Raw genomic sequence first — 21,031 nt, 5'->3', positions numbered from 1 at the left:
GACCGGGGTCATACTCAGAAGACAATGACTGACGCACCCTCAAGGAGGTCCTCGCGGTGAGCACGATCAAGGACAACAGCGCAGCGGTTCTCCCGCAGGACCTCACTGACGAAGCTATTCAGCTCGTTCGCCATTGGCTCACGGAGGGCGCGAAATATCCCGTTGACCGGTCTGCCGAGCAACTCGCCGGGGTTCTTAACGACCCGAACGGCCTCGACTTCACCGTCGGGTTCGTTGACGGTGTCATTCGCCCAGAAGATCCGCGCGTCGCGGCGGCGAACCTCAAAGCTCTCGCACCGAAGGTTCCCGCCTTCTTGCCGTGGTACATGAAGCTTGCGGTTACGCTTGGCGGCATACTTGCGGTTCTCGCGCCGAAGCTCGTGATTCCAGTAACGCGGAAAGTTCTGCGGCACATGGTCGGCCATCTGATCGTCGACGCCACCGATGCCAAACTCGGCAAAACTATCGGGAAGATCAAGCGGGACGGGATCCATCTCAACATCAACCTTCTTGGTGAGGCCATTCTCGGCGAGTCAGAAGCCGCCCGTCGTCTCGACGGGACACGTCGTCTCCTTGCCCGAGATGACGTCGACTATGTGTCGATCAAGGTGTCCTCCACCGTCGCGCCGCACAACCATTGGGCCTTCGATGAGGCTGTCACTCATGTTGTCGAAAATCTGACTCCCCTCTACCGCCAAGCCGCGAACGCGTCCCCTAAGCGGAAGTTCATCAACTTGGATATGGAGGAATACAAAGATCTCGACCTGACGATCGCGGTCTTCACCGAGCTTCTCGACAAGCCCGAGTTTCGCGACCTCGAGGCGGGAATCGTCCTACAGGCCTATCTGCCCGATGCGCTTCCAGCCATGATCCACCTCCAGCAGTGGGCATCTGACCGCGTCGCCACGGGGGGCGCTCCCATCAAGGTCCGCGTCGTTAAGGGCGCGAACCTTCCCATGGAAATGGCTGACGCGGAACTGCACGGCTGGCCGCTCGCCACCTGGCACACCAAACGCCAGTCCGATACGTCATACAAGGCTGTGCTCAACTATGCGCTGCGTCCCGAACACACTCGCAACGTTCGCATCGGAGTTGCCGGGCACAACCTCTTCGACGTAGCGCTCGCCTGGCTGCTCGCGCAGGCCCGTGGAGTCACTGACGGCATCGAATTCGAAATGCTGCTCGGCATGGCGACAGGTCAGGCGGAGGCAGTGCGGAAAGACGTCGGTTCCCTCCTTCTCTACACCCCTGTGGTCCACCCTCGCGAGTTCGACGTCGCGATCGCTTACCTGATCCGCCGTCTCGAAGAGGGCGCGTCCAAAGAGAACTTCATGTCCGCCGTATTCGAGCTCGACAAGAATGAAGCACTGTTCGAGCGGGAGAAGCAGCGCTTCATCGCATCCGTCAACGAGCTCACCGACGACATTCCTGAACCGCACCGAATTCAGGATCGTCGCGAGCCTCAGGCACCGGGGCTGCGCGAAGGCTTCAAGAACACTCCTGACACCGACCCGGACTTGCCTGGGAACCGGGCGTGGGGCCGCGACATCGCAGAAAGAATGCAGACTTCCCAGCTCGGTATCGCGACCTCCGAAAATAACTGGGTAGGTTCAGCTGAAGAGCTCGACACCATCATGTCGCGCGGCGTGTCGGCTGCTGAAGAATGGCAGTCACTCGGAGCGAATGAACGCGCCGCGATCCTGCACCGCGCCGGTGACGTTCTCGAGTCGAAGCGCGCAGACCTCCTTGAAGTCATGGGCGCAGAGTGCGGCAAGACGATCGATCAGGGCGACCCTGAGGTGTCTGAAGCGATCGATTTCGCCCACTACTATGCCGAGCGGGGCCGCGACCTCGAACACGTCGACGGCGCCCAGTTCGTGCCATCGAAGCTGACGGTCGTGACGCCGCCGTGGAATTTCCCCACAGCCATTCCAGCGGGATCCACGCTGTCCGCCCTCGCTTCCGGATCCGCCGTCGTCATCAAGCCAGCACATCAGGCGAAGCGCACCGGCGCCGTGATGGTCGAAGCGCTCTGGGAAGCGGGCGTGCCGCGCGACGTGCTGCAGTATGTCCAGCTAGGTGAGCGCGAACTAGGTGCTCAGTTCGTGTCACACCCGTCAGTGGATCGGCTGATCCTCACCGGCGCATACGACACCGCGAAGTTGTTCCGCTCCTTCCGGCGTGACCTCCCCTTGCTGGCGGAGACCTCCGGAAAGAACGCGATCATCGTGACGCCGTCTGCTGATTACGACCTCGCCGCGAAAGACGTCGCCTACTCGGCCTTCGGGCATGCTGGACAGAAGTGCTCAGCCGCCTCGCTGGTCATTCTGGTGGGGTCTGTCGCGACCTCGCAGCGTTTCCGGAACCAGCTGCTCGACGCGGTGCGCTCGCTTAAAGTCGGCTCTCCGTGGGACCTCCAAACACAGGTCGGGCCAGTTATCGAACCCGCACAAGGGAAACTGCTGCGGGGTCTGACCACATTGGGCGAGGGCGAGTCGTGGGTCATTAAGCCCAAACAACTCGACGAATTGGGCAAGGTCTGGAGCCCCGGTATTCGGGAGGGCGTTAAGCGCGGGTCCGAGTACCACATGACGGAGTACTTCGGCCCCATCCTTGGCATTATGACGGCGCCGTCCCTGGAAGAAGCCGTGAACTTCGTGAACGATATCGAGTACGGCCTCACCTCTGGCCTCCATTCGCTGGACCGCGACGAGGTCGCCTACTGGCTCAGCACCGTTGAGGCCGGCAACTTGTACATCAACCGTGGCATCACGGGAGCGATCGTGCAGCGTCAACCGTTCGGCGGATGGAAAAAGTCCGCAATCGGGGCCGGGACGAAAGCGGGTGGACCGAACTACCTGATCGGCATGGGCACGTGGCTCGACAGTCCCGTCAGCACAACTGGGGACCTCGGCGATACGCAGGCCGCACTACTGTCAGCCGTGCGGAACGCCCTGTCGGCTGAAGACGTGGACTGGCTGCGCGACGCGCTGTCGACCGACGCGGCGATCTGGACCGCTGAGTTCGGAAGGGCGCAGGACAAGACCGGATTGCAGTGCGAACGCAACCTGCTGCGTTACCGGCCGGTTCCCGTCACCGTCCGGTACGAGGCCGCAAGCTCCGGCCACGGTGCAGCAGAACTTGTGCGTGTTGTAGCAGCGGGACTGCAGGCCGCGTCAGTGGTAACCGTAAGCAGTTCGTCAGCCCTGCCTGAGCAGGTGAAGCTGGCTCTCACCGCGCGCGGTGTCACTGTTGAGGTCGAGGACAATGACCAGTGGGCTGCGCACGTTGCACGCCTGGCCGCACGGACGGGACCGCATTCCAGTGTCCGCATCCGTCTCATCGGTGGCGACTACCAGGCCGCTGCAGAAGCCGCCGAAGGTAAGCCCGACGTGGCGATCTATGCGGCACCCGTGGTGTCAGCAGGACGAGTAGAGCTTCTGCCGTTCTTACACGAGCAGGCCGTGTCGATCACGGCACATCGCTACGGGACGCCAAACCATCTGACCGAGGGATTGATCTGACAGGCCACGCTCCGCGACCTGCTTACGATCAAAAGTGATACACATCTCCCCCCGACCAGTGAGACTAGAGGGAAGCCTGCGGCGTCTGTGGTGACGCCGCAGGTGGCCACGTCCACCGCGGAAACGGGATTGGAGTGTCATGGCTTCAGACGGCGCCACCCAGACAGCACGCACAGCGGCCGCCAGTGATCGGCAGGAGGTCGGCTTCGCACCAGCAGTACCTCAACAACCCGTCTCACCGGGACGGTTATGGACTGGGCGGATCCTCGGCCCCGGGCTTGCCCTGCTGGCGTATTTTCTGATCCCGGCCCATGAAGACTTGTCAACCGCAGGCCGGACAGCTGCCGCTGTCGCAGTGCTCATGGCGGTCTGGTGGATGACCGAGGCTATCCCTCTCGCCGCGACCGCGCTGATTCCGATCGCCGCGTTCCCGGTCCTCGACGTCGTGGCTATCGGCGACGCGACGGCACCCTATGCGTCACCGACGATCTTCCTTTTCATGGGTGGCTTCATGATCGCACTCGCGATGCAGAAGTGGAACCTGCACAAGCGGATAGCGCTGCACACTGTACGCATCGTCGGAACGCACCCGCGGCAGGTCGTGCTGGGGATGATGATCGCGACTGCATTCCTCAGCATGTGGGTCAGCAACACCGCCACCACTCTGATGATGCTGCCGATCGCAATCAGTGTGCTCGCTCTTGTTACCAGCGGAACAGACGCCGCCGAGGATAAGAACATCCGGAACTTCGCTGTGTGCCTCATGCTGGCAATCGCGTATGCGGCCTCCGTGGGAGGTCTCGCAACAATCATCGGCAGCCCGCCCAACGCCATCATGGTCGGATTCGTCGACGAAAACTACGGCATCACGATCAGCTTCGCCGACTGGATGAAAATCGGTGTACCGATCGGGGCGGTCTTCCTGATCATCGTGTGGGTGCTCCTGACCTACGTCATCTACCCGACCAAACTGAAGGAGATCATCGGCGGCAAAGAGATGATCCACAAGGAAATCCACGAACTCGGGCGGATGTCACACGGCGAGTGGAATGTCCTCATTGTGTTCGCGGTGACAGCCTTGCTGTGGGTTTTCCGGGACCTCATCGCCGACTTCGACGCACTGACGTCGATTCTGCCGTTCATGGCGAACCTTTCCGATGCGGGAATCGCGATCGCGGCAGCTATCGTGCTTTTCCTCTTGCCCGCGTCGGCCAACTCCGACCGCAGTGACGCTGAGGCAGAAGGTGGGGCCAAACTGCACGGCACCCTCGACTGGCGGACGGTCCAGAACGGCCTGCCGTGGGGCGTGCTCCTCCTATTCGGCGGCGGTCTGAGCCTCGCCGGTGCCGTGCAAGAGACCGGCCTGGACGAGTACATCGGCACACAGGTCGGTGGCCTCGGTGCGTTGCCGATCGTGCTGCTCGTCGCGGGTACCTGCGGCATCGTGCTGCTGCTTACCGAACTGACGTCGAATACCGCGACAGCAGCCACCTTCTTGCCGGTCCTCGGCGGTGTCGCGCTGGGGCTGGGAATGGATCCGATGCTTCTGCTACTCCCCGCAGTGCTCGCCGCATCGTGCGCGTTCATGCTCCCCGTCGCCACTCCGCCGAACGCGATCGTCTTCGGTTCTGGCCAGGTCACCATCGGCCAGATGATCCGTGCGGGAGTCTGGCTGAACATCGTGGGAATCGTGCTGATCACGATCGCGGTGTTCGCGCTCGGATCCTGGGCGATGGGAATCTCGCTGTAATCCGTCTCAGTCGAGGTTGAAGAGAGTGGCCAACTCCGTTTCGGCCGCTGTCACGAGTTCCGCGAGACCCGGAATATCGGGCAGTTCGATCGAGAGGTTGCCGCCGTCGCTCAGTGTGGTGGGTCGCGGCCAGCTGGCATCAGGCACCATGGGTGGACAAATACCACCAGGCACGGTGGCCAGTTCGAAATGCCACCACTCGTTTTCGTAGGTACGGCACAGCCCGTACCTGGCGCCATTTCGCTCGAGCCAGCGCGCCCCTTCGACCGGGCCAACATCGATCGCGTGCCCACTGACGTGAGCTGATTCATCGGGGGGAAGGACCCACCTGCGGGCAGCGTCAGGGCTGCCATGACTGCGAACGCCGTTCTCCCACAACTGCTGCTGCTCAGCATGCGAACGTTTGCCGGACGTGATCCACAGCGGCACACCTTCTCGGCTGGCGTCCGCTTGGGCCGCGAGAAACGCGCGCGCAAGGACCGGATCAAGGCCTGACGTGCCACTAGCCGATGTGAGTCGCACAGACACTGGGGCGACCTCGTGATTGTGTCCCGTGAGAGCGAGGACTCCCCCAGCGAACAACATCAGCATTAGCCCCGCAGCAATCCTTCGGCGGTAGTTTCCGCCATTGATCGTGGGAATAGTCATCTGCACCCTTGCCTTTTACTGAGCAGCGGCCATGCCGACCATCTCCGAGTCGATGGCGCCTTGCGGGTAGGTCTGTTCACGTTATGACACCACCCCAGGCGCTGGAAGGAGCGCGCTATGAACAAAATTCGCAGCGACTTGTGGGAAACCGAACCGGAATATCCTGCACCAGGATTGAGTACCCATGCCTACTTGTGGACACCGCCGGAAGGCAACGTCCTGTTCTACAACACCACCCACACACACGAACTCGACCACATCGCTCAACTCGGCGGTATCCGCCACCACTACCTCAGCCACCAAGACGAGATCGCCTCCTCAGTTCGCACCATCAAGGAACGCTTCGGCTCCCAACTACACATTCATCGCGCAGAAGCACATCTCGCCGCTGAGACGGCACCCGTCGATGACCCCTTCTCTGATCGGCACACGGTCGATTCCATCCTCGAAGTCATTCCCACGCCCGGACATACGCCTGGCAGCACCTGCTACTTAGCTCAGGGCGCCGAAGGTGCGTACCTGTTCACGGGCGACACGATTTACCGCGGAGCTGATGGACGCTGGTTCGCGGGATACATCAAGGGCTTCAGCGATGCGGTTGCGCTCGCTCACACACTCTCGGTCCTCGCCACGCTCGAGCCGGACGTTGTCGTGTCAAGCGCATTCGCTGGAGACTCAGGGGTGACAGAGCTCGGAGACGCACGGTGGGCGGATATCGCCCATAGCGTTAAGGAGCGGTTAGTTAACCACACTCGCAGATCTGAAGAATCGTGAAAGATTTACCCTTCTGAGGAGGGAAAAACCTTCACGATCATCACGCGGCGTGACGTAGCGCCGCAACGATTTCCGACAAGACGCGGCTTGGCTCATTTTTGAGGTGATGCCAGGAGAACCGCAGAACTCGCCAGCCCGCGTTCACCAGAACATTCTGCCGCTCCATGTCTGCCCGGAACCGGTGCGCATCGCGGTGCCACGCCCAGCCGTCCACTTCGATGGCGAGACGCGCCCTGACGAACGCAACGTCAATTTCGTAGCCGCAGCTCCAGAGATGCGACTGCCACCCGACAAGGCCGGCACGGTTCAGTAGCTGATGCAGCATTCGTTCAGCCGCCGACGATCCGCCCTGTTCTGCCGCGTCCATCAGATGTCGCGCGGCCACCGCTCCTGTCCTGCCGCTGTTCCGCTCGTGCACCGCGCGCAGAATCGGCAACGCTGTGTGCTTCTGAAGCGCGCGGTCCAGGAAGACTGATCCCTCGCGCAGTTCTACCGCGGTTTCCAGGATGGTGAGCGGAATATCAGTGACACCGAGCCGCCGCACGTGTGATACATCGAGTCGATGCAGATCGCGGTACCGAACAGCGAACTCAGGCCGCTTCACCCGCCGGTTCCGCGGCACCGTGACCGAAGGCTTCGGTGGAGCGCTCGTGAGCAGACCGTGCCACCATGCTGCACTCGGACCACTCGCGACCGCTCCCGGACCCGCACCGTAGACAGCTGCGCGCAAGACGGCGGCTGCGCTGTGCGCATGTTCTGCACGCTGGTATACGCCCCATCCGAGACGCCTGAATTCCTGTCTTCGGACCTGCCCGTCAATGGCTTTCGGCGTCATCCCCGCAGCCAGCATCTGCTGGCGTGTGACAACTCCATCTTGCCTGGCACACAACGCTCTCACTTCTCGCGGTAGCACGAGAAATGTAGACGCATGCGGCGCAGCGTTCGGTTCCCCGCTTGTGATCGTGAAGGAATTTCCTTCCTGAGGAGGGAGAATCCTTCACGATCACGGTTAATACTGATTGATCGCGGTGGTGAGGAGCACTGCCGAGTCATCGAGCGCGTCGAGACTGTGGCGAGCATGTGGAAGGACGAGAAAGTCCCCTTCGCCGAGCTCCGCCGCCACGCCCTCAGTCTGCAACTGAACCCGGCCCTTGATGACGTAGAGCGTTGCCTCTCCCGGGTTCTCATGCTCGCTCAGTTCCTCGCCCGCCGTGAGAGCGATGACCATCTGGCGGAGCGTGTGCCCACTCCCCCCGTGCAGGATCTCGGTGTTGCGACCGTGCGGGGCTTCCGCGGCGCGCGCGATCAGTTCCTGCGCGAGTTCTCGAAGCGATGCCGTCTCCACCGTGAACTCCCATCGGCTGTAACCAGGCGTGCTGCCTTCTTCCCGATCACAGATTAGCGGAACCAACCGTGTCGCGAGCGCGTCTGAACTCTCCAGTGCAGCTGAATAGGGGGTCCTCGCGCTCGCTCGCCACTGAAATAACGGGGTTCCGTCACCATGACGTCGCCCCCCGTCCCGGCGGTCGCTGCACGAAATGAGAGAAAGCGCACTCCATACCAAACGAAAACGGAAACAGCCGACCGGGGAACTGCGGCACATCTGGCGTCATGACCAGCAGTTGCGCGTGATCGGATCGATACAAAAAGTCAGCACCGCATCGCCGCCGGGATGATCGAATGCCGGTTCCGGAAAGTTTGTCCCCATTGACGGCGACATGGGCACAAAATCACATGTCACAGCGCCTTTTTCCTTTTTGATTGCAAAAGGTACGCGACACCGTGGGCGAATTCACACATTCCCGAATGAGAACTGGGCCACAGCCAGATTCGATATCTGTTCGTAATCTGTTTTGAGACAGAGCGAAGTTGTTTCCGAGCATTCAACTCTCAACCCAAATCCCTAGAACTGGGCGCGAGCGTCACCACTGACCACTCAGGACCGACGGGCAGCCGAAAGTCCGCGCGCGGCCAATGGAACAAGGAGATAACCAAACCTCATGGCTACCACTCTGAAGCGAACCGCACGCACGGCAATGATCACCGGGATCCTGTCAGCAACCGCACTCATTCCCGCGATGCACGCGTCCGCAGACCCGGTCACAGTACCGGGCGTCGGTACCTTCGACGTTCCTCCCCAGGCTGCCGCCCAGTTCACCGGGAATGCCGCCGTTGATATCGCAGCACCCGCGGTTTCACAAGGCCAGGCAATTGCGGATTCCGCTCTCAGCAAGGTCGGCGCGCCGTACTCGTGGGGCGCCGCTGGCCCCGACTCGTTCGACTGCTCCGGACTCGTCCACTGGGCACACGCACAGGCCGGGAAGCCAGTGCCCCGCACCAGCCATGACCAGGCATCGGGCGGCAGCCCCGTAAACATCAATGACCTGCAACCCGGTGACGTCGTGCTCATGTATAGCGGAGCGTCACACGCCGCGATCTACATCGGCGGCGGACAGGTCGTACACGCACTCAACTCGTCGACCCCCGTCAAGGTCGACAACCTCGGCGACTTCCCCTTCCACAGCGCGCGCCGCTACCACTGACACGCAACGAGTTCGACGCGTCATTCAATTGAGTTACCCCCTGTCATTATTTATGGCAGGGGGTAACTGATTGCGCTGAAATTGCGTTTTCATAACGGAATTATCAAAACAGAGAGTTGAAAAGTAAATACGTTAGTTAGCCATAGCAAGCTAACGCCCCAATTGGGATAATTGAGACAGGTCATCAATAGATGGCTGATCAGGGGACATCGTCCGAGTGGCGAAGGGATGCGCCTGCCATGTCAATCAACATCGGCGCCGACATATCAGTGGCAATCGCTACGATGCTGAGCTTACTCTTCGGCTTCCCACCGCCGAAGAAGCGTCACCATCGTCGTCATCACCGGCCGAAGAAGCACTGGTAGATCGAACAACGCAAGAATCACACACACACGCTGCGCCCGGGCCGGATCCGGCGCAGCGTCTGTCTGCATCGGCACCCTCAGCACCGCCTCGCGGCTCCGCCCGAAAGCCCCTATATGCCATCAAATCACGGTAGATTTGTGACTACCATCACATTGGGAGGCACTGTGGACGGATTGGGTATCGACCTGGGGACCGCTAACACTGTCGTGGGTAGCCCGTCGGATGGAATCATCCTGAATGAGCCATCCGTGATGCTCGTGAAATCGAAGGATCCATATCGCGCGATGCTGGTCGGCGCGGAAGCGCGAGAATTGGTGGGGCGCACACCTGCTGGGCTCAGTACAGTGCGCCCGATGCGCGACGGTGTCATCGTCGATCTCGATTCCGCACGCGCCTTCCTCAAAGCGATTATCAGGAAGGTTGTTCCCCCGTGGCAGCTCGCGCTTCGCCCGAAAGGAGTGATCGCCGTCCCCGCGGGTGCCACACCGCTGGAGCGCCGCGCGCTCCTGGAAGTGGGCCAGGAGGCGGGACTTCGGAAGGTGGCACTGGTTCCTGAGCCGGTTGCGGGTGCACTCGGCGCGGGAATCAACCCGCTTGAGCCGCGCGTGCACTTGGTAGTCGACATCGGCGGCGGCACAGCGGAAATGACGGCATTCTGCTACGGCGGTATTCTCGCCCACCAAAGCTGCAAACTCGCCGGTGACGAATTAACAAGCGCGCTTTACCACTACCTTCGCGCCGAGCACGGAGTGGTTGTTGGAGAACTGACTGCAGAGAACGCAAAGATCCACATGCACGACGCTGGCGAACAGTCACTCATTCTCGAAGGCCGCGACGCGTCCACGGGTCGCGTCCGCCTCGTCACGCTCAGCACCGACGAAGTGGCGGAAGCTCTCCGCCCGACAACAACCGAGATCGTCCATGCACTCGCCGCGTGCCAGGAAGAGTTGCCAGCTCAGGCAGTGTGCGATGTGCTCGCTGAGGGGCTCATCGTCATGGGTGGCGGCGCACTGCTTGGCGGACTCACACAATTGCTCGAGGAGGCCTCGGGCTTTCCTGTCAAGGTCGCTGACCGTCCGCTGACGTGTGTTGCTGAAGGCGCTACCCGTTGCTTGTCTCAGCCGGAGGTTCTTTCCGCGTTCGCGGCGTGATCGCCATCATGGCAGACCTGGCGGCGCGGAAGCGTGCCAGTTGTCGGCGTAGAACTGGAGGAGGTCCTTGACGACCGGCCCGGAGGCTGCTGACCCGAAGCCGCCACCGCGCACGAAAGCGGTAACCACTATCTCTGGCTCCTCGTAGGGGGCAACGGCGGAGAACCAGGCGTTTGTGCCTTTACCAGGGGCGGAAGGGTCTTCCGCCGTTCCTGTCTTCGCGGCGGAGCTGATCGGCAGGTCCGCCAGCTGTCCGGCAGTGCCGCCCGTGACTGCGGCCCGCATGCCGGCCCGGACGGGGCCGAGGCTGTCTGCGAACGCCAGCCGCTGAGGTGCGGGAGCAGGTAGACGGATGTACTCGTCGGTCCCGTACGCATCGGCGATCCTCGGTGTCACCATCGCTCCGGTGGAGATTCCGGCTGTCCATCTCGCGACCTGCATCGGTGTCACGCTGACTGTCCCCTGCCCGATCCCCATCAGCACCGTCGATCCTCCGTACCAGGTGCCACCGATGCGGGCTACCGTCTCCGGTGTTCCCAGAAAACCGCTGATCTCCCCCGGAAGGTCGATACCGGACCGCTCCCCAACCCCGAGCGATCGGGCAACCTCTGCCATTCGGTCAGGGCCTAGCATCACCCCGAGCCGGTAAAAGTACACGTTGTCGGACCATTGGAGAGCTTGCACCAAATTGTGTGGGCCCATTGGCTGCCAGTTGCGGAACGTGTGTCCGCCGTAAACGTAGGCTGCGCCCGTCGGCATGATGTATGCGGGTGAGAGCGCCTGATAGTGAGCGTTCGCGGCAGCGACGACAATCTTGAATGTTGAACCGGGAGGGCCTGCGATCTGCGTGACTTTGTTCAGCATCGGATGGCCCGGAGCGTCAGCAAGAGACTGAATCGCACCGAGATCGGCAGGAGGGCTGTACACGTTGTTGTCGAAGCCCGGCACACTTGCCATCGCGAGCACCGCCCCAGTTCGGGCGTCCATGACTTGCGCTGCACCCAAGTCACCCCCATTGGTGCGGATCGCGTCAGTGAGCGACTGCGTCGCCAGGCGCTGCATCTCAAGATCTAGGTGCAAACGCAGATCATGACCATGCACGGGGTCAATACGCTCAGCCGGTGCGACGGGAAGGCCAGCGGGGTCGACGAAGAGACACTGCCTGCCATCAACGCCACGCAAAAGTGCATCATACTGGCGCTCGATACCTGCGGCACCTACCACCGCTCCGAGAGCGAGCTCAGGCCATCGCTCCAAGTCATCGGTGCCGCCAATCCGCACGAAACCCAGTATCTGCCCGAGGATCTCACCATGCGGATATTCACGGTCACCCGAAGGGATTACTAGCACGCCGGGCAATCCCGCATCGATGATTTCCTGGGCGCGGGCGGCTCCCACAGCCCCTGCACTCGCGCTCAGTTCCTCACCACGCGCGCTGATCATCTCAGTGAGTTCGTCTGGCGGCGTCTCCACTAGTGCCGCCAGACCGTCGACGTCATGTGCACTGAACATCCCCGGCACAACCTGAACCCGATACTCGTGCGAATTCGTCGCGAGCGGTACGCCGTTCCGGTCGAGAATCACTCCGCGTTCGGCAGGAATCCGGATGCAGCGCGTCATCTGCGCGTCACTGAGCGCCAGCAACTCGTCCCCGCGATTGTTCTGAAGTTCCCAGATGAAGCCCGACATCACGATCAGCAGTGCGCTCACCACGAGCGCGCCTGCGCGCGCGCCGCGCGGTTGAGGATGCGCCTTACCTGGCGGTATCCACAACGGCCGTCGCACGCCGTCACGGCGCACAGCCAGCACGAGACCGATTGCGGCCAGGTGCACTGTCATCACAGATCCGCCGTAACTGAACAACGGAATCGGCAGGCCAGTGTGGGGCAGCAGTGAGAGATTTGCCGCGACGGAGACCAGACCGTGCACTCCGAAGAGCACCGCCACGCCGGACGCGATCAGGGCGCCCTGCGGCGTCCGCGCCACGCGCGCCGCCAGAGCGCAGCGCCACACCACAATCAGGAGCGCAAGAATGACCGCTAGCCCCGCCAGCAGACCCCACGCATAGACGAGGCTGACAAAAGCGAGGTCGTGTTCACGCTCTGGGACGTAGCTGGCACGCAATGGGTAAAGGGGGTCCGAAGCGAGACCGAATAGACCGCCTGCGCCGATGGCGATTTCAGCTTGCACAGCCGCCCATCCCGAACCTGCTGGATCGTGGTCACCGCTAAGGAAAACCTGAATCCGCTCGAGTTGGTAAGGACGCAGTGCAAGGACCGCGAGCGGCACCGCAGCTATCCCGATACCAAACAGCGGCAGCAGCGGCAGCAGCGGCACACGGCCGAGAATCAGGAGCATCACCGATGTTGCGCCCAATACAAGCGCCGTAGATAGATCAGGCTGCATTGCCACCAGCCCAATTGGGACACACGCGACGCCAAGCGCAATGACTAGCCGCCATGGCCGGTAACCGCGTCCGAGAACAGTCGCGATCGCCAGCACAACGGCGAGCTTTGCCAGATCGGCGGGCTGCATACTGATCGGTCCGAGTTCGAGCCACCGCTGGGCGCCCTTCACCGTGACCCCCACGACGGGGACCGCAAGCAGCAACCCAACCGCTGCCCCGTACAGACTCCAGGCAAGCAGAGTCAGATCGGCGAGCTTGATTCGCGAAAGCGCAAACACGAGAACGAATCCGACTACAGCGAAAACTGCGTGCCGGAGTGCCGTGGTGTCCATCCCCAGAGTCAGGAGATTGAGAAGCCCGAACAGCACCAGCACCGCCGCGCTGCCCACCAGCAGCGGATCAGATGCGTTCTTTCGCTCTCCTTGATGCATCGCGAGCGCCTTTCAGCACGAGCCACCGTCAGCGGGCACGAGCAGCGGCGCGGAGGCCACCCGATCCGGAGCGCCGGTCACGGCGGTGAGCGCGATTGCCGGACTATCGGGCAGCATGAGCTGGCTGAGACCGTAGACCTGTCGAGAATTGGCGGGCACCGGCATTGCGACACCCGGATGTTCCACCATCTCGCCCGAGCACCGGTCGGCGACGTGCAATATCCAGCTGCTCAAGCTGACATCCGCATCAGGCTCGAACCGCAAATCCACACGCACAGAACAGGTCTGAGCTTGCTGGCAACCGCCATCCGCAAATGATGCCGTAACGAGCTCAACTGACCCGCCCGCAGGAGGTGCCAGCTCAGGAATCGGCCCCGGCGGAATCCCACCGCCGCGGTCGATTGGTGGTGAAACCGGCTCCAGCAGCTGAGCTGGCGGTTCCGGGTTCATGACCGTATCCCATGTCGCACGAAGGTCAGACACAACGCGAGGAATCAAGAGGAGACCCGCCACGAGAATGGCGGCGACCAGCAGGGTGAGCAGAACGAGGCGGCGCGAAGGCAGCCGCATCTTCCGGTGCCATACTTTGCCGTGCCGGGGCCGCCGACCCAATGGCTCGAGGACCGCGGCAGGCTGGATTGACGCTGACTGCGATTTGCCCTGCGCCGCACGCACCACTGCCCCGAGCTCTGCTCGCAGCCGCGTCTCATCGGCGAGACGCAGTTCCCTCTCAACAAACGTCAGGACACCCTGGCGGGCCTCTGCGGTGCCGCCTCCGCTCCGCACCGCTGCGGCAACGACGTCTGTGAGCGCGGACGTTCGACGAGTACGGTTCAGGATTACGCGAGCTAGCTGGAGCGCGGCACTGTCAAGCTCGCATGTTGGCGCGGGCTTCATGGTGCCCGCTTCTGTTGTCGCCAGGGTGCCATTGACTGGTGGATGCGTGGGCGTGTGGCCACCCGCGTGGGCACTGGGACGCTGCACAGCAGGCAAGACGGCGCTTCGGGGTGAGAGCTCTTTGTGACTGCGCGGTGACACCGGCACGCCAGAAAAGTCGAGTGTGCCGTCCTCGGCGATCCGAATCCGCTTCTCCGACAGCGCAGCGGCTTCCTCAGCGCCGAGTGGCTTCACGCGCTCGACGTGCCTGGTGAGGTCCCTGAGCAGGAGCGCTGCTTGCTGTGGAGTCAGGAGTGCGACCGCAAGGAATCGCTGGAGCCGCATTGCTCGTGGCCTGGCGTCAGTTTCTCCAGCTTCGGCTGTAATCGCCGGATCCCCACCCACAACGACCCCCTTAAGACGAGTGTGACCTACGTCATACAACTACGCTAGCCCAGAAACGATCATGGCGGTAGGGAGACGGAATCGCGGGAGTTTCAACGATTTCGGCGACGCTCCAGTCGGCTGGCACCACGAACCCACGGCCACGTCATCAGCGCCCAGATAGCAACAATGAGTGCGCCCGCGACAACGATGTACCACGGCCACGGCCCAAACGCATCCAGAAGCGACGGGGTACTGGGCTTCGCGTTCAGGAAACCGTAGTTCGTGCCCGCGAGAGAATTGAACGTCATCGTCACCGCCGCCCAGGTCAGCGTCACCACGACCACGGTGCGGAAGCTCCCCCAGTCTGGTCGCATCCCTACTCCCCAGGTCAGGTATATCGCAGCCCAGACAACAACGAGGTGAATGGCCCAGAAGGCCAAGAAGTGCGGGTGCGGAAAATCCGGGCTTTCCAGCGCGGGAGTCACCAACGCCTGAGTGCTCAGCACGAGGCACCAGTAGTAGGTCAGCGCGTAAGCCCACTGTCGCCGCGACCATAATGCGTAAGCGGCGACCAGGGTCGCAAGGTCAGTCAGACGCAGAGGTACAGATTGGTCGATCGCCGGTGGCAGAAAAAGTACGGTCATCATGCCGAGGTAAAGGATGAAAACCGTGAGCCCGAAGCCTCGGCTGAAAAGCGAACTCTTTTCGCCCCGTTCACGACGTCCAATCCAGACGGACAGCACCGCCCCGAGTGCAAAGATTCCCAGCACGATCCAGTGCGAAGGCCCGTAAGCGGTGAAGTCGTCCGTCGCCCCGTCACCCACATTTCCACCTTAGTACCTGCGCCATTCTCCTGAATCCGCAAACCGGTTTTTATACGGTGGTGCAGACGATCGTTTTTCCACAGCGGTTCGAGAAAAGTCGGTGGGTGCTTTGCGCGCAGTTCGAAATCTAATCGCGTTGGCCGTGGGTGCCGCTGTCGTGGCTGGTTGCACGTCACCGGACGATCCGGGGTCCTCAACGCAACCGGGTCCGGGCGGAGACCAGCCAAGCGAAGTAGACTTTGCCAAGCAGCCTGAACTCGTCTGGACGGCAGCCATCACCGACATTCAGCCAGGTGAACGTTTCCTTTCTCCGCATCGCATGGCAGCAATGTACGAAGTGGCCGACGCGTATGAAGTCGATGGCACCGTGATCGCGGCAGTCAGAGAAGGGCCTTCTGTCCGCCTCGTCGGTCTCAACGGAGACGACGGTGCACTCCGATGGAATGTAGCGCTTGAACTGGAGATTCCCGACCAGCCCCAGCCCGCATCTGATGACCCGACCCTCCTCGTCCCGGTACCTCAAGAAACGACTGGAATCACCGAGGTGACATGCGCTGCAGCCTCCCTCGACGGGGCACTGCCGTGCGTGATCTCCGTATTTGATACCGAAGCGCAGACAAGAACAGCGAGCATCCACTACTTCACCCTCAGTGAGGGCGATGTGGTTGAAACTGTTACTGCTGATCATGCCGATGCTGTGCGCGTCGTCGATGACACGATCCTCACCGCTGGCTGGGCCCCAGAGCGCGAGGACCAGGACATCAGCGGCACGATCACCATCGCCCGGGGGACGGTTGCCGATCCGGCGGCTGACTGGATCCGGGAATACCCCATTGCAGGAATCTGCTTCGGCTCGGGTGACGGATTCACTCTGGGAGCTTTCGGTGGTTTCGTGCACTTCAGTAGCGTCAGCACCGTATTCGTCGATGCCGATACGGGCGAGCCAGTAGTCGACGGTGAGTTGAGCAGCATCAGCGAGTTATCTGCCGATCGTTTCATCGGCACGCGGTGTGAACCATCTCAGTTGTCGCCGCAGCAGTCACCCGACCGGATCGCAATAGTCGGAGATGGAACAGGCCAGTTACTGCATGAACATCCTGGACTGCATTCATGGAATGAACCACGAATCAGAACTGCATCCGATGCGCCGTACATCGCTAGCTACTCAGTGTTTGATACAAGTACCGGTGAGGAGACATGGCGCCTCCCCGCGGGCGATACCAGTCAGGTCGTAGCGGTGACGGGTGAGACGCTCATCGCGTTCCACGACTCGGTCGACGAGCGGCAAACCGTGGGCTACGACCTGCATACCGGCGATGAGCGGTGGCGTGTTCGTGGTGACGACTTCTATCAGTACGAAGGGGCGGATGGCACCCGGGTCCTCGGCCGTGGGGGTGCGGACATGAACATGGTCAGTGCTTTTGATGCGGCAAGCGGCGAAATCGTCTGGTCACTCGAGGTACCAGATGGTGCGAATCTCCGGATCGTTTCCGCTGGCCTGCTTGTAGCGACTCACGAGGAGATCCGCTACTACGCGTTCGACTGAGGCGGAACGAGCTAGGCCGAATGGCTCAAGTATGTGAGCACCGCCTTCACACGCCGGTGCTAATCGTCGTCTTCCATTCGCAGATTGAGCTTGGTGAAGATATTGCGGATGTGCTTTTCCACCGCCCCCTCACTGATAACGAGGAGACGGCCAATCGCCCGGTTGGACCGCCCTTCGGCCATACGCGCGAGCACTTCCCGCTCACGGCTGGTCAGCGCTGCCACAGGATCATCTTTGCGTCGCCGGACCATTAGCTGTGCCACCACTTCCGGGTCGAACACAGTGCCGCCTGAGGCAACCCGCTGAAGGGACTCAAGGAAGTCCTCGACATCCATCACCCGATCCTTCAGCAAGTACCCGACACCGCCACGAGTGTCAGCGAGCAGATCGTCAGCGTAGGAAACCTCCACGTACTGCGAAAGGATCAGGATCGGGGTTCCAGAAACCTGAGCTCGGGCGCGTACGGAGGCTTGCAAGCCCTCATCGGTGAACGATGGCGGCATACGGACGTCAACAATCGACACGTCCGGCTTATAGGTGGTGACAGCGTCGACGAAACTGTCACCGTCCCCGGCCTCGGCGACCACATCGTGGCCGAACTCCTGCAGCAAACTCACCAGTCCTGCGCGGATCAGGACCGCATCGTCGGCAACTACAACTCGCACGGAACCTCCGCCACTATCACGGTCGGCCCGCCCGGCGGCGAGTCGACCACCAACTCCCCCTCCACAGCGCGTACCCGGTCGACGAGGCCGGCGAGGCCATGACCCTTGGCGATGTGTGCACCGCCGAATCCGTTGTCGCTCACCGATATAAGGACGCTGCCACCGTGTTGTGAAAGCGCCACGGCGGCGCGGGTCGCCCCGGAGTGCTTCGCGATGTTCGTCAAACATTCAGCAGCCACGAAATACACGGCGTTCTCCACTGCCGGGGGGTAGCGGCGTTCTGTCTCGACCGCCAGATCTACGGGCACTATCGAACGTGCCGTGAGTGAAGCGAGCGCGCCGGGCAGCCCACGATCAGTAAGGATCGGCGGCGCAATTCCCCGCGACAGGTTCCGCAGTTCGCCGAGGGTATCGCGGGTTTCCACGATGGCCTCACTGATGGTCGCATGCGCTGCCTCCGGGTCTGTCGCGAGTTGCCGCTGCGCTTTGGACAACTCCATTCCCAGGCGCACAAGTCGTTGCTGTGGGCCATCATGAAGGTCACGTTCAAGGCGACGCAGGGCGCTCGCCTCCGCGGATGTGGCGGCGGCCCGGGATTTTGACAGGTCGCTGATCCGGCCCTGCAGCTCCCCGTAGGTCGTCAACAGCACTCTGCCCAGTTGCGCTTGTGCATGTGCACAGCCCCGCACAACAAACGGGAGGGTCACCGCGAAGAGAAGACCGAGCGCGAAGTTCAAAGGTTCGGCCAGCCAGTGGCCGCCTGAGATACCCAATGCGCTCGCCGGGCCCATCGCGATATCCGGGTCACTGAAGTCGACCATCCACGACCAGAACGGGTACGTCAGGCCGAACAGAGCCACAGACCACCATACAGTTGCGAGCACGAAGGTCGCCGTCGCCACGGGGAAAATCACTATGCACCAGACGACATCGAACCACGACTGGGTGCAAGTCAGTGGGCTCAAGGCGCGGAACAACGGGGAGCTTTGCTGCTGGTGTACCTTGTACCGCGGCTCCGGCAACGAGAGCCCGAGCAGGCCGGTGGATCCTCGTCGACCTACCGTCGCGAACCCGCGCGCCACGACGAGCGTGAAAACCAGGATCGGTATCCCCACCCAGATAATGAGCGTTCCGGCGCCGAGGGACAGTCCAGTAACCATCACAACAAAGCTCGCGACTGCCAGCGGGAACGACACCAGCAAGAATGCACTATCGCGGAGCGTCTGGCGCAGGATCGTGTTCATGACTCCATGATTGTGTCGCACGCAGGCCATTTCGATCCGGCAGACGGGCGTCTTCGACGTGGGGGTGGCCCTACCTCGCCACGATCCGGTAAGGATTGTTGTGCATGGCGCGGCTTCCGCTTCAGGATTGTGCCCAAGCGCGCTCCTGGTGCCAGGTCTGCTAGCCGCCGCCGACTTCCATGATCGTCGGAATGATCATCGGGCGCCGCCGGTACTTCTCCGCGACCCAGCGGCCGACTGTCCGGCGCACACCCTGAGCGATGCGATGAGCGTCGGTGACCCCTTCCGCCTCTAGGCGGGCGAGTTCTGCCTCGACCAGTTCGACCGCATTTTTCAATGCGGCCGGATCGTCGGAGAACCCACGACCGGCCACCTCTGGTGTGCTAACCGCTTTTCCGGTATTAACATCTATCGCAACCGTGATCGCGATGAATCCACCTTCACCGAGAATCAGCCGGTCAGACAGCGTAGACTCGCCCACGTCGCCGACAGACAACCCGTCGACGTAGACATGACCGACCGGGTGCCGCCCGGAGATCCGGGCAACGCCATCAACCATGTCGACGACGACGCCATCTTCAGCGAGCATGATCTGGTCGGTGGGAACGCCAGTCGCCTCGGCAAGCGCGGCGTTCGCCCGGAGGTGTCGCCATTCTCCGTGAACGGGCATTACATTCGAGGGCCTGACGGCGTTGTAGATGAACAACAGCTCACCTGCAGAGGCATGGCCGGACACGTGGATCTTTGCGTGCGCTTGTGTCACCACTGTCGCGCCCCGTTTAGCGAGACCGTTGACGACGGCGAAAACGGAGTTCTCGTTACCTGGGATCAGGGACGACGCGAGCACGACGAGATCGTTGGCCCGAATGTTGATTTGGTTGTGTTCGCCACGTGCCATCCGGGAGAGCGCCGAGAGGGGTTCTCCCTGAGAGCCCGTGGATACAAGCACCAGCTTGTCATCAGGCAGCTTTGACGCGGTATCCATATCGACTTCCACACCGTCCGGCATGGACAGGTAGCCGAGGTCCTGCGCAATTTTCATGTTCCGCACCATGGACCGGCCGACGAACGTGACCTTGCGGCCATAGCGGTGCGCGACGTCAACGACCTGCTGAATGCGGTGGACATGGCTCGCGAATGACGCCACAATGACTCGCTGTTTCGCCTTGCCGATCACCGTGTCGAGCGCGGTACCAATTTGCCGTTCGGGCATCACGAAGCCCGGGACTTCTGCGTTCGTGGAATCGACGAGCAGAATATCGACGCCTTCATCCCCGAGGCGTGAGAAGCCAGCAAGGTCAGTGAGTCGCCCATCTAGGGGCAACTGATCGAGTTTGATATCACCGGTGTGGAGTGCAAGGCCTGCGGGGGTGCGAACCGCGATCGCAAGCGCGTCCGGAATAGAATGATTGACGGCGAAGAACTCGAGGTTAAATGGCCCGTAGGTCGCGTGTTCCCCTTCCGTCACCTCGATTAGATTGGGCTTCAGCCGGTGTTCACGCGCTTTCGCTGACACCAGCGCCAGCGTGAACCTTGACCCGACGACGGGAATGTCCTGCCGCAGCCGCAAGAGGAAGGGCACGGCACCGATGTGATCCTCATGCCCATGTGTCAGCACAACCGCCACTACATCATTGATGCGATCTTCGATTGGCCGGAAGTCCGGGAGGATAAGGTCAACGCCGGGCTGCTGATCTTCCGGGAACAGCACGCCGCAATCGATAATCAGTAGCTTCCCGGCATGTTCAAAGACCGTCATGTTGCGGCCAATTTCACTGATTCCGCCCAGTGCATAGATCCGCAGACCGTCGCGGGGCGCGTCGGGCGGCAAACCAAGTTTGGCGGTTGGATCGAAAACAGGTGTCGCAGACTTCGCGGATGCTTGTGACACGGAC

The 21,031-nt window shown here is 61.7% G+C and carries 16 protein-coding genes; 6 read left to right on the top strand and 10 right to left on the bottom strand.

Annotation, left to right across the window (positions count from 1 at the left end; genetic code table 11):
• Nucleotides 1-56: 56 nt before the first annotated feature.
• The gene (locus tag AS9A_RS08030; protein ID WP_013806462.1) at nt 57-3,524 is read left to right on the top strand and encodes a bifunctional proline dehydrogenase/L-glutamate gamma-semialdehyde dehydrogenase; all 3,468 of its coding nucleotides are present in this window, start codon (nt 57-59) and stop codon (nt 3,522-3,524) included.
• A gap of 139 nt (nt 3,525-3,663) precedes the next feature.
• On the top strand, nt 3,664-5,274 hold the full coding sequence (locus tag AS9A_RS08025) for an SLC13 family permease (protein WP_013806461.1): 1,611 nt from the start codon (nt 3,664-3,666) through the stop codon (nt 5,272-5,274).
• Nucleotides 5,275-5,280: 6 nt separating this feature from the next.
• On the opposite strand, the gene AS9A_RS24870 is transcribed toward AS9A_RS08025, so the two are convergent.
• Entirely contained in the window at nt 5,281-5,922 is a 642-nt protein-coding gene (locus AS9A_RS24870) for a M15 family metallopeptidase (RefSeq protein WP_013806460.1), read from the bottom strand.
• Nucleotides 5,923-6,039: 117 nt separating this feature from the next.
• Between AS9A_RS24870 and AS9A_RS08015 the strand changes: the two genes are divergently transcribed.
• Nucleotides 6,040-6,696, top strand: a complete 657-nt coding sequence (locus AS9A_RS08015) for an MBL fold metallo-hydrolase (protein WP_013806459.1) — start codon at nt 6,040-6,042, stop codon at nt 6,694-6,696.
• 40 nt (nt 6,697-6,736) lie between these two features.
• Here the strand turns inward: AS9A_RS08015 and AS9A_RS08010 are convergent, their stop codons facing one another.
• Together AS9A_RS08010 and AS9A_RS24585 are read right to left on the bottom strand one after the other, a co-directional pair.
• Complete coding sequence (locus tag AS9A_RS08010) at nt 6,737-7,531, bottom strand: DUF559 domain-containing protein (RefSeq protein ID WP_237707889.1); 795 nt, start codon at nt 7,529-7,531, stop codon at nt 6,737-6,739.
• A gap of 174 nt (nt 7,532-7,705) precedes the next feature.
• On the bottom strand, nt 7,706-8,041 hold the full coding sequence (locus tag AS9A_RS24585; RefSeq protein WP_013806457.1) for a cupin domain-containing protein: 336 nt from the start codon (nt 8,039-8,041) through the stop codon (nt 7,706-7,708).
• Nucleotides 8,042-8,696: 655 nt separating this feature from the next.
• On the opposite strand from AS9A_RS24585, the gene AS9A_RS08000 reads away from it, so the two are divergent.
• Nucleotides 8,697-9,239: an NlpC/P60 family protein gene (locus tag AS9A_RS08000; protein WP_013806455.1), complete on the top strand. Its 543-nt coding sequence runs from the start codon at nt 8,697-8,699 to the stop codon at nt 9,237-9,239.
• A gap of 293 nt (nt 9,240-9,532) precedes the next feature.
• On the opposite strand, the gene AS9A_RS24080 is transcribed toward AS9A_RS08000, so the two are convergent.
• Nucleotides 9,533-9,679 carry a hypothetical protein gene (locus tag AS9A_RS24080; RefSeq protein ID WP_158307351.1) on the bottom strand — a complete coding sequence of 49 codons (147 nt, stop codon included), beginning with the start codon at nt 9,677-9,679 and terminating at the stop codon, nt 9,533-9,535.
• A gap of 90 nt (nt 9,680-9,769) precedes the next feature.
• Between AS9A_RS24080 and mreB the strand changes: the two genes are divergently transcribed.
• The gene (gene mreB, locus AS9A_RS07995) at nt 9,770-10,756 is read left to right on the top strand and encodes a rod shape-determining protein (protein WP_013806453.1); all 987 of its coding nucleotides are present in this window, start codon (nt 9,770-9,772) and stop codon (nt 10,754-10,756) included.
• 6 nt (nt 10,757-10,762) lie between these two features.
• On the opposite strand, the gene AS9A_RS07990 is transcribed toward mreB, so the two are convergent.
• The 3 genes from AS9A_RS07990 to AS9A_RS07980 all read right to left on the bottom strand — a co-directional run bounded on the left by AS9A_RS07990 (nt 10,763) and on the right by AS9A_RS07980 (nt 15,681).
• Nucleotides 10,763-13,594 (bottom strand): FtsW/RodA/SpoVE family cell cycle protein, encoded by a 2,832-nt coding sequence (locus AS9A_RS07990; protein WP_013806452.1) that lies wholly within the window; start codon nt 13,592-13,594, stop codon nt 10,763-10,765.
• 12 nt (nt 13,595-13,606) lie between these two features.
• A complete protein-coding gene (locus AS9A_RS22645; RefSeq protein WP_148262424.1) occupies nt 13,607-14,875 on the bottom strand; it encodes a hypothetical protein in 1,269 nt (422 codons plus the stop codon).
• Between the two features lie 92 nt (nt 14,876-14,967).
• Complete coding sequence (locus AS9A_RS07980) at nt 14,968-15,681, bottom strand: YwaF family protein (RefSeq protein WP_013806450.1); 714 nt, start codon at nt 15,679-15,681, stop codon at nt 14,968-14,970.
• A gap of 142 nt (nt 15,682-15,823) precedes the next feature.
• Here AS9A_RS07980 and AS9A_RS07975 point away from each other — a divergent pair, with 142 nt between their 5' ends.
• A complete protein-coding gene (locus AS9A_RS07975) occupies nt 15,824-17,227 on the top strand; it encodes an outer membrane protein assembly factor BamB family protein (RefSeq protein WP_237707888.1) in 1,404 nt (467 codons plus the stop codon).
• A gap of 59 nt (nt 17,228-17,286) precedes the next feature.
• Here AS9A_RS07975 and AS9A_RS07970 read toward each other — a convergent pair whose 3' ends face one another.
• The 3 genes from AS9A_RS07970 to AS9A_RS07960 all read right to left on the bottom strand — a co-directional run bounded on the left by AS9A_RS07970 (nt 17,287) and on the right by AS9A_RS07960 (nt 21,027).
• Nucleotides 17,287-17,892, bottom strand: a complete 606-nt coding sequence (locus tag AS9A_RS07970; RefSeq protein ID WP_013806448.1) for a response regulator — start codon at nt 17,890-17,892, stop codon at nt 17,287-17,289.
• Nucleotides 17,880-19,136 carry a sensor histidine kinase gene (locus tag AS9A_RS07965; RefSeq protein WP_013806447.1) on the bottom strand — a complete coding sequence of 419 codons (1,257 nt, stop codon included), beginning with the start codon at nt 19,134-19,136 and terminating at the stop codon, nt 17,880-17,882. The genes AS9A_RS07970 and AS9A_RS07965 overlap by 13 nt, the downstream gene beginning before the upstream one ends.
• Nucleotides 19,137-19,296: 160 nt before the next feature.
• Nucleotides 19,297-21,027, bottom strand: a complete 1,731-nt coding sequence (locus AS9A_RS07960) for a ribonuclease J (protein ID WP_013806446.1) — start codon at nt 21,025-21,027, stop codon at nt 19,297-19,299.
• Nucleotides 21,028-21,031: the final 4 nt, after the last annotated feature.

The sequence above is a fragment of the Hoyosella subflava DQS3-9A1 genome, from assembly GCF_000214175.1.
In the GTDB taxonomy this organism is placed as follows: domain Bacteria; phylum Actinomycetota; class Actinomycetes; order Mycobacteriales; family Mycobacteriaceae; genus Hoyosella; species Hoyosella subflava.
The sequence above is the reverse complement of the archived record's forward strand: the minus strand, read 5'-3'. Positions and strand labels throughout refer to the sequence as shown.

What these genes read in the sequence shown, in the direction of transcription:
- AS9A_RS08010 (WP_237707889.1), bottom strand. Translation starts at nt 7,531, where the DNA reads ATGACGCCGAAAGCCATTGACGGGCAGGTCCGAAGACAGGAATTCAGG.
- AS9A_RS24870 (WP_013806460.1), bottom strand. Translation starts at nt 5,922, where the DNA reads ATGACTATTCCCACGATCAATGGCGGAAACTACCGCCGAAGGATTGCT.
- AS9A_RS08025 (WP_013806461.1), top strand. Translation starts at nt 3,664, where the DNA reads ATGGCTTCAGACGGCGCCACCCAGACAGCACGCACAGCGGCCGCCAGT.
- AS9A_RS08015 (WP_013806459.1), top strand. Translation starts at nt 6,040, where the DNA reads ATGAACAAAATTCGCAGCGACTTGTGGGAAACCGAACCGGAATATCCT.
- AS9A_RS07990 (WP_013806452.1), bottom strand. Translation starts at nt 13,594, where the DNA reads ATGCATCAAGGAGAGCGAAAGAACGCATCTGATCCGCTGCTGGTGGGC.
- AS9A_RS08000 (WP_013806455.1), top strand. Translation starts at nt 8,697, where the DNA reads ATGGCTACCACTCTGAAGCGAACCGCACGCACGGCAATGATCACCGGG.
- AS9A_RS07965 (WP_013806447.1), bottom strand. Translation starts at nt 19,136, where the DNA reads ATGAACACGATCCTGCGCCAGACGCTCCGCGATAGTGCATTCTTGCTG.